Consider the following 13,808-nt stretch of genomic DNA (forward strand, 5'->3'; position numbering starts at 1 on the left):
GCCGGAACCGGACCGCCATGGCCTACTCCGCCGTCATCTTCGACCCCGCGCAGGACACTTGGCTCGGCTTTTCCGCCCCGTTGCGGGTGATCAGCGCCGACCATCCCGACCATGTTCTGCCCGCCCTCGATGCTGTCGCCGCGGCGGTCCATGAGGGGCTGCATGCCGTCGGCATGGTCGCCTACGAGTCGGCCGCCGGGCTCGACCCCGCCTGCACGGTCCATCCCGACGCCGATTTTCCGCTCCTCTGGTTCGGCCTGTATGGCGCGCCGCAACCGATCACACTGGAACCAGCCGCCCCGGCGCTCCTCCCCCACACCTGGCAGCCCGGCCTCGACGCGGCCGCCTTCGCCGCCGCCGTGACGACGATTCACGAAGCGATCGCCCGCGGCGCCACCTACCAGGTCAACTTCAGCTTCCCGCTGCGCGCCGCCTTCGCCGGCGCCCCCTGGGACTTCTTTCGTGCCCTGGTCGAGGGGCAGCAGGCCGGGCAGGCCGCCTATCTCGATCTTGGCCGCTTCGTCGTCTGCTCGGCCTCCCCCGAGCTCTTCTTCAGCCGCGACGGCGACCAGATCCTCACCCGGCCGATGAAGGGGACCGCCCGCCGCGGCCGCAGCGCGGCGGAGGATCGGGCCCGGGGCGCCGCCCTGCAGGACTCGGTCAAGGACCGGGCGGAGAACCTGATGATCCTCGACATGCTGCGCAACGACCTCGCCCGTCTCGGCGGGAAGGTGACGGTCCCCGAGCTCTTCCGCCTGGAGCGCTACCCGACCCTCTGGCAGCTGACCAGCAGCGCCACCACCCGCAGCGACGCCTCCCTGGCGGAGCTCTTTGGCGCCCTCTTCCCCTGCGCTTCGATCACCGGCGCGCCCAAGCTGAACACGATGCGGATCATCGCCGACCTCGAAGGGGAACCGCGGCGGGTCTACACCGGGGCGATCGGTCATCTCGCCCCCGGTGGCCGCGCCCGTTTTTCCGTCGCCATCCGCACCGCGCTGATCGACCGCGTCGCCGCCAGCGTCGAGTATCGGGTCGGCGCCGGCATCACCTGGGACTCGCGCAGCGCCGCCGAGTACCGCGAGTGTCTCGACAAGGCGCGCATTCTCAGCGCACCGCGGCGCGCCTTCGCCCTCCTCGAATCGCTGCGCTGGACCCCAGAGGAGGGTTTCTGGCTCCTCACGGAACACCTCGAACGGCTCGGCGATTCGGCCGACTATTTTGACTATCCCTGCCACCCCGCGGCCTGGCGCGCCGCCCTCGCGACGGCGGTGGAGAACCTCCCCCGGCGTCCGCACAAGGTGCGGCTGCTGCTGCACGCCGACGGCCGTCTCGAAACTACTGCCGAGCTGCTGGCAGCGCCGGGCGACGAGCCGTTGCGCCTGGCCATCGCCGCCCGCCCCGTCGATGCCGACGACCCCTTCCTCTTCCACAAGACAACCTGGCGCGCCACCTACGAGGAAGCACGCCAGGATGCTCCCGCCGCCGACGAGGTGCTGCTCTGGAACCGGCGCGGCGAATTGACCGAGGCCTGCACTGCCAACCTGGTGCTGGAGCTTAACGGCGAGCACGTCACCCCGCCTCTTGCCTGCGGCCTGCTCGCCGGTACCCTGCGCCGCCAGCTGCTGGAACGGGGGGAGGTTCGCGAGCGGGTGGTGACGCTGGCGGAGCTGCGCCAGGCCGAGCGCCTCTGGCTGATCAACGGGGTACGCGGCTGGCGCCCGGCCCGCCTTCTCCCCGCCTGAAACGCTCGCCGGCAAGCCCCGCGCAACAGCTCTTGATTTCCTCCCGCCAGCGGCCGTAAGATTTCGGCGCCGGATCTCCCGGCCCCCTGCTGCGAGGCTCGCCATGCCCGTCGTCCTGCAGACCACCCTGCTCCTCGTCCTCTCCAACCTCTTCATGACCTTTGCCTGGTACGGCCACCTCAAGCACCTCGGCCACCGCGCCTGGTACCTCGCCGCCCTGGTCAGCTGGGGGGTCGCCCTCTTCGAGTACCTGCTGCAGGTGCCGGCCAACCGCATCGGCTACGGCGAGCTGAGCCTCGCCCAGCTCAAGATCCTGCAGGAGGTGATCACCCTCTCGATCTTCATCCCCTTCGCCCTCTACTACATGCAGCAGCCCCTCAAGCTCGATTATCTCTGGGCCGGACTCTGCCTGGTCGGGGCGGTCTTCTTCATTTTTCGCAGCTAAGAAAAATCTTCAGGCGGGGTCGTTGCGCTCGGGGGTGACGACGGCGGCCAGCGCCGGCGGGCGCCCGCTGCGGTTGGTGAGCCAGGCGCCGCAGATGACCAGCGCTCCCCCCTGCAACAGGGTGGCGCTGAGGGCCTCGTCGAGGAGGAGATAGCCGAGGACGACGGCGCAGACCGGCACGAAGTTGATGAAGACGCCGCTGCGCACCGCGCCGAGGCGGTGGATCGCCTGGTAGTACCAGAGGAAACCGAGGACGGTGCCAAAGAGGGCGAGGTAGGCGAGGCTGAGCCAGGCGTGGAGGCCGTAGCCGGCTGCGGCGGTCACCACCCCCTTGGCGACGGCCAGCGGCGCCAGCAGCAGGGTGCCGGCGACCGAGGAACAGGTCACCGCCGCCAGCGGCGAGAGGCCGCGCATTGCGCGGCGACCGAGGACCGAGTAGAGTGCCCAGCAAAAGACGCAGCCGAGCAGCGCCAGCTCGCCACGGCCGAGAGCGCCGGCGAGAAGCCCGGCGAGGTGGCCGTTGCTGATCACCAGCAGCGCTCCGCTTACCGAGATGGCGATGCCGAGGGCGCGGCGCGGGGTGAGGCGTTCGCCGCCGAAGAGGGCCGAGAGGAGGGCGATGCCGACCGGGTTGAGGGCGATGATCAGGGCGGCGCGGCTGGCGCTCACCGTCTGCAGACCGGTGAAGAAGAAGACGTTGTAGCCGAAGACCCCGGTCAGGCCGAGCAGGGTCACCGCCCCGAGCTGGCGGCGGTCGAGGCGCGGCAGCCCCCCCTCCAGGCGGTAGAGGAGGATCAGCAACAGCAGCGAGGCGATGGCAAAACGGAGAAAAGCCGCCGGCAGTGGCGGCACCACCCCGGCGAGGAGGCGGCCGGCGATGAAGGTGCCGCCCCAGAAGAGCATGGTGGCGAGGAGTTTGAGGTAGACCAGCATCGGCAATCGCTTCGGTGCGGAATCGGGGGAGAGCGGGGACTGCGGCCAAGTTTAGCAGAATTGAATCGCCCTTGGCGCAAATTATTCCTTGCGCCGGCGGCCGCTTCCCCGCAGAATAGGCCATCCATTCCAGAATCCGCATATTACGGAGGCCGCCCCATGAAAGAGTCCGGAGAAGAGAGTCCCTTGAGCTGCACCAGCTGCAGTGCCGTCTTCCAGAAACAGGGGACGACCAACTGCTGGAGCGATCCCAAGAGCCGCGGCGCCGCCCCGGCCTACTGCCCCTCGGAGCGGGAGGAACAGATCATCAATGACGCCTTCGCCCGCTACACCGGCAGCGACGCCGACGCCAAGCTGGCGCGGGTAGCGGCGATCGTCGAAGGGCTCTGCTACCAGCCGGTCCCCGGCTCCGACGCCGTCAACGCCCGCTGGACCCGGGTCGAGGACACCATCGCGCTGGCCAAGCTGATGGGCTGGAAGAAGATCGGCATCGGCACCTGCATCGGCTTGCTCGATGAGTCCAACCGCCTCGCCGAGATCCTCACCGCCCAGGGCTTCGAACCCCTCTCGGTCTGCTGCAAGGCCGGCAGCATCGACAAGCTCGAGCTCGGCATCGGCGAGGAGCACAAGGTCCGCCCAGGCACCTTCGAGCCGGCCTGCAACCCGATCGCCCAGGCCCAGCTCCTCAACCAGGCCGGCACCGACATGAACGTCATCATCGGCCTCTGCGTCGGCCACGACATGCTCTTCGCCAAGCACTCCGACGCTCCCGTCACCACCCTCGTCGTCAAGGACCGCGTCACCGGCCACAACCCGGCGGCGGTCCTCTACGGCCAGAACTTCTACTACAAGCGACTGCAGAAGCAGCAGGTGCAGGTGCCGAAGCTGGAGGACTGAAATTCGGCTGACAGCCGGTGCTGCTGCCGGTATCAAAGGAGGGCCTGCTTTCATCGATAATTTCCGGAGGGGGAACCGTGAAACAATCCGTTATGAATCGTTATCTTCCATGCGCGAAAGGGGGCGAGCCAGTTTTCTGGCTCGCCCCCTTTAATCGGTCCGACAGGCCGTTTTTCCCGGCAGCCTGGCCCGCCCTGCCCTGCTCGCCAGCGAAACGCACCGCACCCAATCACCCATACAAAGGTATGGCTTATCGGGCAGCTCGTGATAGAATGGTGCCGGGTCGATGACGCATTTCGAATGGGACCTGGAAAAGGACCTGGAAAACCGAAGAAAGCACGGTATCGCTTTTGCCGAAGCCCAGTATGCCTTCGCCGACCCGCGCCGCGTCATTGCCGAGGACGCGAACCACAGCCAACGGGAGCGCCGCTATTACTGTTTTGGCGAGGTGAAAGGTGGCATCCTCACGGTGCGGTTCACTTACCGCAAAGACGTCATCCGCATCATCGGGGCCGGGTACTGGCGGAAAGGAAGGGCCATTTATGAGCAAGAAAATTCGCTACACGGATGAACCCCTCGGCGACCTGCGCGTCGTTTCGGACTTCCTCCCCGCGCCCGAAGAACTGGCGTTCCGTGAGGAATCGGTAAAGGTCACGATCTCGCTCAGCAAGAAGAGCGTCGACTTCTTCAAGACGGAGGCCGGCAAGCACCACACCCAATACCAGCGCATGATCCGGCAACTGCTTGACGCCTACGTCGATGCCCGGAAACAGCCCCAGGAGGCCTCCGACCACCCGGGACAGGTGGTCGGCGAAAAGGGGAGGTAACCGCGGAGATTTTCTGCTTTTTCGCTCTGGCAGGCAGTGTTAAGGAGGGGCATTCCTGCCAGGCCTGCAAACATGGAAATAGGACCCCCGGTCCCGGCCGGTAGCCGGGTGGCTTTCTTTGCCGGCCCAAAGAAAGTCACCAAAGAAAGGGCCGCCACTGGGCGTGGGGCCATGCGGTGGCGCAGCGGAGTGCTGGTCAGGTAGGGCGGTGGGCTTCCATCTGTATTCCGACCCGCACCCAATGGCGCCGGGACCCATCCGTCTGGGGTCCCGGGTGCGTGGCGAGGTGGAGTTCACATGGCGGTACGGAGTTTCTGCTCGTCCCCTACGTACAGAGGCTGGCGGGGCGTTACTTGCCAGCCTGCCATTTAACGATGCGGGTCCCCGAGGGCAGACCTCCAAGTGGCCAAGCTTCCGAACCCCGCTTCGGTTTTCCCGGTGATCTCGCAAACCGCTACCACGGAAAGCTATTTTTCAAATACCAGCTCCAGCGGATCGGAGATCCGTCCCATGCCGTAGCGGTTCGGTTGATCCATCACCAGCGGCTGGCCGTAAAGGCTGTAGATCGAAACCCCAAAGAGATAGGTCTTGTCGCTTTTCGGATCAAACTGCACATCATCCTGGTGCCCAGTGTTGAATATGCGGGAAAACTCGATGGTCCAGTAGCCGGCGCTCCAGACACCCCTGGCCTTGACATCACTACGGCTACCTTCGGGTGCCACCGCCTCGAAACGGTTAACCAGCGGGGTGGTGAATTCGGCCGGGGCCTTCTTGACCTCTTTGTAGGCCGGCTTGCCGGAATCGCTCTTGCGGAAGAGGTAACGCTTCTTGCCACTGGCGCTGACGGTTTCCGTCGCACCATCGCCGGGCTGGTCGGAAAGAATATGATATTTGTCATCCGCAAATCCGGCCGGATTGGTCCGGTTGGCTTTCCAGTACCAGACATCGGCGGTGTAGAGGTCCTCGGAGAAGTTGGAAAGGTTGACCGGTTTGTCCATCATGTTCCACTTGAACACGAAGGTGTCTTCGCGGTGCGGCCCGGAAAGATATTTGTTCAAATCCTTGTCCCAGAGCCATGGGCTATGGAATGCGTTCTCAGCGGCATCGGCATACTGAACGCAGAAAAAGAGCTGGCCGTCGGCCTGTATCGCTTTCAAAAAAAAGGGCGTATTGGCGGTTCGATCCATGACAGTTGTCGGCTTGATCTCCTTCCAGGCCGGTTCACTGCAGTCGCCGTCAAGTACCGGCGCCGTGCTGCTCTTGTAGGCGGTAATGGAATTTTCCGCCTGGGCGGCCAGGGTGGTGAGCGGCGACAGGGAAAGGCTGACCAGGGCGGCAACCGAAATGGCACACCAGCTCTTTTTCATTATCTCCTCCTGAGGCAGAAAAAATTTCATTCGATGCGGCGTTCCTCATTTTTCCCATATTTTTGCTGAATGTCTACTCTTTTGGCCGGATTCCCCGTAGCGTGCCTGAGATTGCTGACGGTGGGATCATGAACTTTTCCTTGCCCTGCCCCATCCGCCGGCTCTTGCCGCCGGCCAGCAGCACCCCGATGACGTCCGAAAATGGCCCCGGCATATTTTCGCTCGGCGCAATCTGCATGGCAGGTATCCTAGAAAAATCCCCCCGCATGCCATCAAAGGTTCTGCCAGTGTGTAAACTTCCGCAGAAAAAAACAGCACCAGCTGCAGGAACAGAAGGGGGACCCGCTGCGGCATCCGGTTTGCGCCGCCTGGGCCATTTCCATCAGCGTGTTCGAAAGATGAGAGACGCTTTGGTTGGAAACCGGCCCGTCCTTTCCTTGCCTGTCCTGTCAGAAACAACAATTTCACCCCATCTTCCCGGTTGCAAAGAGCCCCCGATACCTCATACTTGTCCGGAACGCCGACCCGGTCGGTCCGAAAGCGCCATCCCCCACCAAAATAAGGAAGAGACCATGAAAAGAGGGATCTGGATTTCACTGCTCGCCCTGTGCCTGGTTGCCGCCGGCTGTTCCACTTCCCGTTACCTGCTTGACAAGCCCTACATCCTTCATGCCGAGCCCGCGGCCGGCGAGAGCGGCGCGGCGGTCCAGGAGCGCGCGATGAAAGCGCTGCTCGACGCCTTTGCCGAATACCGCTGGGAGGTTCGCGGCCTCGACCGGGAAAATCACACCGTCACTGCCCAGGCCTGCCGGGGCGGCGAACTCTGCGCCGAGGTCCTGGCCACGGTGCAGAGCGAGGGGACCGTCGAGATCCTGCGCAGCCCCGGGACCGACCTGAGCCAGGACGAGGAGCAGCTGGTGCGGCGCTGGCTGGCCAACATCAACAGGTCCTACCAGAAACGGATGCGCGTTCGTTAGCCATTGCCGACCGCAGGAAAAATCCGGGAGGAGGCCGGCCACCGGTATTGTCCCTTTTTCTTCCGGGCTCGCCCCGGGACAGGTTCTGCCCGGGTGGATTTGCCGGAGTGGCCGCCAGAGCCCGCCACTCCGAAGGGCCAGGGCTTGCGTTCGAAACCCGATTCGGGTTATATTCCGCCCACTATGCTCAAACGCCGCCGCTTTCATCTCCCCCTGCTCTGCCTGCTCCTCCTCTCCCTGGTCACCAGCGGAGCGCGCGTCTCCGGCCATGTCTGGTGCCTGAGTACCGACGGCCAGGCGACCCTCGAAGCAGCGCTGGCCAACGATTGCAGCATGGACGGAGCCGCCGCGCGATCAGGCGCGCCCCCTCACATCGCCCTCGAAGCCGGGGACGAAGACTGTGACCATTACCTCGACATCTCCTCCTCCTTTAAGTGGGGCTCGCCCCGGGTCCGCGACTTAACGTCGCACTTCGACCTTCCGGCCCTGCCGGCGATCGTGCCAGCGGCCTTTACCGCCAGTCCGACCGGGGCCGCCCGCGTTGCCAGCCACACCCCGCACGTCCCGCCACGTCTCTCCGCTCAGATCCGCCAGCACCGCACCATCGTCCTGCTGATTTAAGTCACTCCCGCATTGCCCCTCACCACCCCGGGTGCCCAACCGCCCCGAAGACCCTCTCACTGCGTCCTGTGGGCGCAGTACATCTGGAGATATCACCATGTCCACCCGACCCTTCCTGTTCGGGACCTTCGTGGTCCTGCTCGGGCTCGGCCCCTTTGTCCTACCCCTGGGCACCTCGGCTGAAGCCCAAAGCGGCACCGCGCCGGTGCAGATTTTGACTTTGCAGGAGGCGCTGCAGCGCACCCTCGCCGCCAATCCCGACCTCGCCGCGGCCGGCGCCGAAGAGCAGGCCGCGGCCGCCGAGCGCCGCCAGGCCGGGCGCCGTCCCAACCCCGAACTTGGGGTTTCGCTGGAAAATGCCCTCGGCAGTGGCGCCTACCAGGGGAGCGACGGCGCCGAGCTGACCCTCGAACTGAGCCTGCCGGTCGAACTCGGCGGCAAACGCCGGCTGCGCCGGGAAGCGGCCGACCTCGCCCTCGAGCTCGCCGCCACCGCGCAGGCCAGCGCCCGCATCAAGGCTTTGACGACAACCCGGCAGCGCTACCTCGCGGTGCTGGCAGCCCAGGAGCAGCTGCAGCTGGCCCAGGAAGAGGTGGCGGCAGCCAACCGCTCGCTGCAGGCGGCCGAAGAGCGGATCAGCGCCGGCAAGGCCCCGCGCGTCGACCGCCTGCGCCTGCAGGGTGAAGCGAGCATCGCCGCCCTCGAACGCTCGCGGGCCGAACGCGCCCTGGAGCTCGCGCGGCAGGCCCTGGCGGCGGCCTGGGGTGCAACCGCGGTCGACTTCGAGCGCCTCGCCGGGGAGCTCACGCCCCTCCCCGATCTTCCCGAACTGGCGACGGTGGAAGGACTGCTGGAGCAGACCCCGGCAGCAGCGCGCGCCCGGCTCGCCAGCGCCCGGAGCCGGAACCAGCTCGCCCAGACCCGGGCCGAGCGCATTCCCGACCCGAGCCTGACCCTCGGCTGGCGGCACTTCCAGGAGAGTGACGACCAGGCCCTGGTCTTCGGGGTGGCGCTCCCCCTTCCCCTCTTCAACTCGGGCCGGGAGGCGGTGGCCGCCGCCGGCAGCCGGTTGCAGGGCGAGCTGGCCCGGGCGCAGAGCGCCCGCAACCAGGCACGCCAGGAGCTGCGCAGCGCCTGGCAGGCCCTCGCCGATGCCCGGGCCGCGGCCGAGCTCTTTGCGCAGCAGATCGTCCCCGCTGCCGCCGAGAGCTTCGCCGCTGCCGATTTCGGCTATCGCGCCGGCAAGTTCAACCTGATCGAACTGCTCGACGCCCAACGGACCCTGTTCGAGGCGCGCCGGCGGCAGCTTGAAGCGGTCTATACCTGCCAGCTCGCCGCCAGTGAGCTGCAGCGCCTGCTCGGCGCCGACCCGGCCGCGACCATCAACCAATCACCTGTCCAGTGAGGTTCACATCATGAAAAAGAGTCATCTCATTATCGCCGCACTCATCCTCCTCGCCGCCGGTCTCGGCTGGGGGGTCGGCGCCCACTCCCCGGACCTGCACGCCGCAACGGAAACCGAAAGGGAGGAAGGCCATGCACAGGGCACCCCGGCCACGGCGGCGGAAGTCCGGGACGAGCATGCCGGGCATGACCATGCCCCGGCCACGGACGAGCATGCCGGCCACGACCACGGCGCTGCACCCGATGAACATGCCGGGCACGGCCATGGCGCCGCGCCCGAATCGGGCGAATACTGCGTCGAGCACCGGATGCCTGAGGCGGTGGATGTCCTCTGCAATCCGCCGCTGATGGCCAGCCTCCTCCCCGGTGAGGGGGTGCTGATGCGTCTCGCCACCCCGGAGGCGGCGGAGCGTGCCGGCATCCTGATTGCTGCGGCAGAGCCGGCGCAGCTGGCGGCCGGCCAGGCCGTCCCGGCGCGGGTACTCTACAACCGCTCGCGGCTCGCCGAGGTGATGGCCCTCTCCGGCGGTGTGGTGCGCCGCCTCGCCGTCGAGCCCGGGCAGCGCGTTACCCGCGGCGGGCTGCTGGCGGAGATCGACTCGCCGGCAGTGGCGACGGCCCGGGCCGACTACCGGGCCGCGCTCGGGCGGCTGGAGCTGGCCGAGGCCAACGTCCGCCGCGAGCAGGAGCTGGTCGAGCGCGGCGTCAGCGCCCGCCGCGAACTGGAGCAGGCCCTGGCCGATCAGCAGGCAAGCCGGGCCGCGACCGAACAGCTGCGCGAGCAGCTGCAGGCCTTTGACGCCACAGAGGGGACCGACACCGGCTCGCGTCTGGCGCTGCGCTCGCCGCTGGCCGGCACCGTGGTCGCCCGTCACGTCGTCCTCGGCCAGACCCTGGCGCCGGAGACCCTGCTCTTCACCGTCGCCGACCTCTCCACCCTCTGGCTGGAGTTGCAGCTCAGTCCGGCCCAGCTGCAGCTCGCCCGCGTCGGCGCGGCGATCGAGGCCGAATTCGATGATCTCCCCGGCCGGCGCTTTGCCGCGAGAATCACCCAGGTGGCGAGCGGCCTCGACCCGCAGACCCGTCTGTTGCGGGTGGTCGCCGAGGTCGCCAATCCCGATGGCACCCTCAAGGATGGCCTCTTCGGCCAGGCCTTTTTGGCCGGCGCGGAAACGGTGGCTGGTGGCCCTGCGATGGTGGCAGTTCCGGCCGCCGCAGTGCAGTCGATCGACGGCAAGGCCTATGTTTTCGTCGCCCGGGAGAAGGACCTCTTCGAAGTGCGCCGGGTGGCGGCCGGGCCGCGGCGCGGCGACGACGTCCTGCTCGCCGCCGGCGTCCAGGCCGGCGAGCGGGTCGCGGCCAGCCAGGGGTTCGCCCTCAAGTCGGAATTGCTCAAATCGCGCCTCGGCGCATCCTGCGCGGACCACTAGGGAGCTGCCATGTTTGAACGTCTGATCGAATTCACCCTGAAGAACCGCCTGCTGGTGGTTCTCCTCTTCGTCATCACCGGTGCTGTCGGCGCCTGGACCCTGGCACGGCTGCCGGTCGACGCCTTCCCGGACACCACCCCGGTGCAGGTGCAGATCAACACCATCGCCCCGGCCCTCGGTCCGGAGGAGATCGAACGGCAGCTCACCATGCCGGTGGAACTGGCCGTCTCCGGCCTGCCGCACCTGACCAGCGTCCGCTCGATCTCCAAGTTCGGCCTCTCCCAGGTCGTCGTCACCTTCAGCGACGACATGCCGATCTACGACTCGCGCCAGCTGGTGATGGAACGCCTCGCCAACGTCGGCCTCCCCGACGGCATCGACCGCCCCGAGCTGGGACCGATCTCCACCGGACTGGGGGAGGTCTTTCACTACGTGCTGCGCTCCAGCGATCCGAAACGAACCCTCGCCGAGCTGCGCACCCTGCACGACTGGGTGGTCAAGCCGGAGCTGCGCAAGGTCGCCGGGGTCGCCGAGATCAACTCCTGGGGGGGCCTCGAACGCCAGTACCACGTCATCGTTGTTCCCGAGCGGCTGATCAAGTACGGGCTGGTGCTGGGCGATCTGCGCCAGGCGCTGGAGGAGAACAACGCCAACGTCGGCGGCGGCCAGGTGATCACCGCCGGCCAGGCGCTGCTGGTTCACGGCATCGGCCGGGTCAGCAGCCTCGACCAGCTCGGCAATATCGTCGTCGCCACCCATGACGGGATTCCGGTGCGGGTTCGCGACCTCGCCGAGGTGCGCATCGGCCACGAGCTGCGCCGCGGCGCCGTCTCCTACCAGGGGGAGGGCGAGGTGGTCATGGGCCTCGGCTTCATGCTGATGGGGGAGAACAGTCGCGAGGTGACGACGGCGCTGAAGGCCCGCCTCGACACGGTGCGCAAGGCGCTGCCGGCGGATGTGGTGCTGGAGACGGTCTACGACCGCACCGAGCTGATCGACCAGGTCATCGCCACCGTCGAGCACAACCTGATCGCCGGGGCGATCCTCGTCATCGTCATCCTCTTTCTGCTCCTCGGCAACGTCCGCGCCGGGCTGCTGGTGGCGACGGCCATCCCGATTTCGATGCTCTTCGCCGGCCTCGGGATGTGGCAGCTCGGCATCGCCGCCAGCCTCCTCTCCCTCGGCGCCATGGACTTCGGCATCCTGGTCGATGGCTCGGTGGTCATGACCGAGGCCAATCTGCGCCGCCTTACCGAACGGCAATTGCAGCTCGGCCGCGAGCTGACTGCCGCCGAGCGCATGAGCTGCATCCTCGCCTCCAGTCGCGAGGTGGCGCGACCGATCGCCTTCGGTATGGGGATCATCGTGCTGGTCTTTCTGCCGGTGCTGACCCTGCAGGGGATCGAGGGGAAGATGTTCCGGCCGATGGCCTGGACCTTTATCTTTGCCCTGCTCGGCGCGCTGCTGGTGGCGATCTTCCTCGCCCCGATCCTCTCCTACCAGTTCCTGCCGCAGCGGCTCAGCGAAAAGGAGGGGCGGGCCGAAAACTGGCTCGGGCGCCTCTACCTGCCGGCCCTGCGCTGGGTCCTGCGTCGTCGCCTGCTGACCCTCGGCGTCGCCCTCGCCCTGGTGCTGGCGACCGGGGCCCTCGCCCCGCGCCTCGGCGGCGAGTTCCTGCCGCGCATGGGGGAAGGGGCTTTGGTGGCGAGCATCGTCCGGCTCGCCGGCGTCTCGGTCGAGGAATCGGTCGCCTACAACACCCGGCTCGAGGCGATGATTCGCGAAAAGTTCCCGGACGAGGTACACCACGTCTGGAGCCGGCTCGGCAGCGCCGAGGTCGCCACCGACCCGATGGGGACCGAGCTGACCGACATCTTCATGACCCTCTACCCGCGCGAACAGTGGACCCGCGCCTCCACCCAGGGGGAACTGGCCGCCGCCGTGCAGCAGGAGATGGCAGGGCTGCCGGGAATCCGGGTGGTTTTGACGCAACCGATCGAACTGCGGGTCAACGAGATGCTGTCGGGGATTCGCGGCGATGTCGGCATCAAGATTTACGGCGAAGATTTCACCGAGCTGGTCCGGCTCGGTGAACAGGTCGAACAGCTGCTGCATGGGGTTCCGGGGGTCGGCGAGGTGTCGGCGGAACAGATCACCGGGCAACCGACCCTGCAGGTCAAGGTCGACCAGGAGCGGCTCGCCCGCAACGGGGTCACCGTCCGCGAGGTGCTGAGCATGGTCGAGGCGGTCGGCACCCCCCGGGTCGGCACGATCTACGAGGGGGAGCGCTCCTTCCCGCTGGTGCTGCGGCTTCCCGAGGCCCAGCGGCGGGATCCCGCCGCACTCGCCGCGACCCTGGTGCCGACCCGCGGCGGCGCGATCCTGCCGCTGCAGGCGCTGGCCGAGGTCAGCGAAGAAGAGCGCCCCTCGACCATCAACCGCGAATGGGGACGGCGCCTGCTCAAGGTCTCGATCAGCGTTACCGGCCGCGACGTCGCCTCCTTTGTCGACGAGGCGCGCACGCTGGTCGAGCGCGACCTCAAGCTGCCGCCCGGCTATTTTGTCGAGTGGGGGGGGCAGTTCGAGAACCTGGAGCGGTCGCAACAGCGCCTCGCCCTGGTGGTGCCGCTGACGCTGCTGCTAATCTTCGTGCTTCTCTGGTTCAGTCTCAAGCGGCTGCGGGACGTGCTGATCATCTACACCGGCATTCCGCTGGCGGCGGTCGGCGGCGTCTGCGCCCTCTGGCTGCGCGGCATCCCCTTCAGCGTCAGCGCCGCCGTTGGCTTCATCGCCCTCGCCGGCATCGCCGTCCTCAACGGCCAGGTCATGATCGCCGCCATCCGCACCTTCCTGGAGAACGGTTCCTCCCTGGTCGAGGCCGTCAGCGCCGGCGCCCGGCAACGGTTGCTGCCGGTGGTGGCAACCGCCGTCGTCGACGCCGCCGGTTTTTTGCCGATGGCGCTCTCGAGCGGGGTCGGCGCCGAGGTGCAGCGTCCACTCGCCACGGTGGTCATCGGCGGGGTGCTGACCTCGACACTCCTGACGCTGCTGGTCCTGCCGACCTTGTATGTGGTGGCGGCAGGGCGAAGCGCCCGGAAGGGGGGGACGGGGGCGCCATAACAGGCCGCCCCAGAAGCAACCTTAAACGGCAAGCGGGCGCCACTC

Annotated in this window: 13 protein-coding genes; 10 read left to right on the top strand and 3 right to left on the bottom strand. The window is 67.1% G+C overall.

Translation table 11 applies throughout. The annotated features are described in order from the left end of the window. The first annotated feature begins 17 nt into the window (after window positions 1–17). Window positions 18–1,742: a chorismate-binding protein gene (locus tag DBW_RS15220; protein WP_066728580.1), complete on the top strand. Its 1,725-nt coding sequence runs from the start codon at window positions 18–20 to the stop codon at window positions 1,740–1,742. 103 nt (window positions 1,743–1,845) lie between these two features. Beyond that, window positions 1,846–2,187, top strand: a complete 342-nt coding sequence (locus tag DBW_RS15225; protein WP_066728582.1) for a DMT family protein — start codon at window positions 1,846–1,848, stop codon at window positions 2,185–2,187. A 9-nt stretch (window positions 2,188–2,196) separates the two neighbouring features. Here the strand turns inward: DBW_RS15225 and DBW_RS15230 are convergent, their stop codons facing one another. Then, the gene (locus DBW_RS15230; protein WP_066728584.1) at window positions 2,197–3,120 is read right to left on the bottom strand and encodes a DMT family transporter; all 924 of its coding nucleotides are present in this window, start codon (window positions 3,118–3,120) and stop codon (window positions 2,197–2,199) included. Window positions 3,121–3,279: 159 nt separating this feature from the next. On the opposite strand from DBW_RS15230, the gene DBW_RS15235 reads away from it, so the two are divergent. The 3 genes from DBW_RS15235 (at window position 3,280) to DBW_RS15245 (ending at window position 4,844) form a co-directional block, all read left to right on the top strand. Beyond that, complete coding sequence (locus DBW_RS15235) at window positions 3,280–4,017, top strand: DUF1847 domain-containing protein (protein ID WP_066728586.1); 738 nt, start codon at window positions 3,280–3,282, stop codon at window positions 4,015–4,017. 286 nt (window positions 4,018–4,303) lie between these two features. Continuing rightward, on the top strand, window positions 4,304–4,588 hold the full coding sequence (locus DBW_RS15240) for a BrnT family toxin (protein ID WP_066728588.1): 285 nt from the start codon (window positions 4,304–4,306) through the stop codon (window positions 4,586–4,588). After that, entirely contained in the window at window positions 4,560–4,844 is a 285-nt protein-coding gene (locus tag DBW_RS15245; RefSeq protein ID WP_066728590.1) for a CopG family transcriptional regulator, read from the top strand. Before DBW_RS15240 ends, DBW_RS15245 begins: the two co-directional genes overlap by 29 nt. Window positions 4,845–5,311: 467 nt before the next feature. On the opposite strand, the gene DBW_RS15250 is transcribed toward DBW_RS15245, so the two are convergent. Together DBW_RS15250 and DBW_RS18635 are read right to left on the bottom strand one after the other, a co-directional pair. Further along, on the bottom strand, window positions 5,312–6,211 hold the full coding sequence (locus tag DBW_RS15250; protein WP_066728592.1) for an ethylbenzene dehydrogenase-related protein: 900 nt from the start codon (window positions 6,209–6,211) through the stop codon (window positions 5,312–5,314). 73 nt (window positions 6,212–6,284) lie between these two features. Continuing rightward, on the bottom strand, window positions 6,285–6,449 hold the full coding sequence (locus DBW_RS18635) for a hypothetical protein (protein ID WP_157471917.1): 165 nt from the start codon (window positions 6,447–6,449) through the stop codon (window positions 6,285–6,287). Window positions 6,450–6,783: 334 nt separating this feature from the next. Between DBW_RS18635 and DBW_RS15255 the strand changes: the two genes are divergently transcribed. The 5 genes from DBW_RS15255 (at window position 6,784) to DBW_RS15275 (ending at window position 13,763) form a co-directional block, all read left to right on the top strand. After that, a complete protein-coding gene (locus tag DBW_RS15255; protein WP_066728594.1) occupies window positions 6,784–7,188 on the top strand; it encodes a hypothetical protein in 405 nt (134 codons plus the stop codon). A gap of 183 nt (window positions 7,189–7,371) precedes the next feature. Continuing rightward, entirely contained in the window at window positions 7,372–7,809 is a 438-nt protein-coding gene (locus DBW_RS15260) for a hypothetical protein (protein ID WP_066728596.1), read from the top strand. Window positions 7,810–7,906: 97 nt separating this feature from the next. Continuing rightward, window positions 7,907–9,214, top strand: a complete 1,308-nt coding sequence (locus DBW_RS15265; RefSeq protein WP_066728597.1) for a TolC family protein — start codon at window positions 7,907–7,909, stop codon at window positions 9,212–9,214. A 10-nt stretch (window positions 9,215–9,224) separates the two neighbouring features. Next, complete coding sequence (locus DBW_RS15270; RefSeq protein ID WP_066728599.1) at window positions 9,225–10,643, top strand: efflux RND transporter periplasmic adaptor subunit; 1,419 nt, start codon at window positions 9,225–9,227, stop codon at window positions 10,641–10,643. A gap of 9 nt (window positions 10,644–10,652) precedes the next feature. Next, window positions 10,653–13,763: an efflux RND transporter permease subunit gene (locus tag DBW_RS15275; protein WP_066728601.1), complete on the top strand. Its 3,111-nt coding sequence runs from the start codon at window positions 10,653–10,655 to the stop codon at window positions 13,761–13,763. The last annotated feature ends 45 nt before the right edge of the window (window positions 13,764–13,808 follow it).

Origin of the sequence: Desulfuromonas sp. DDH964, assembly GCF_001611275.1 — a bacterium.
Taxonomy (GTDB): domain Bacteria; phylum Desulfobacterota; class Desulfuromonadia; order Desulfuromonadales; family DDH964; genus DDH964.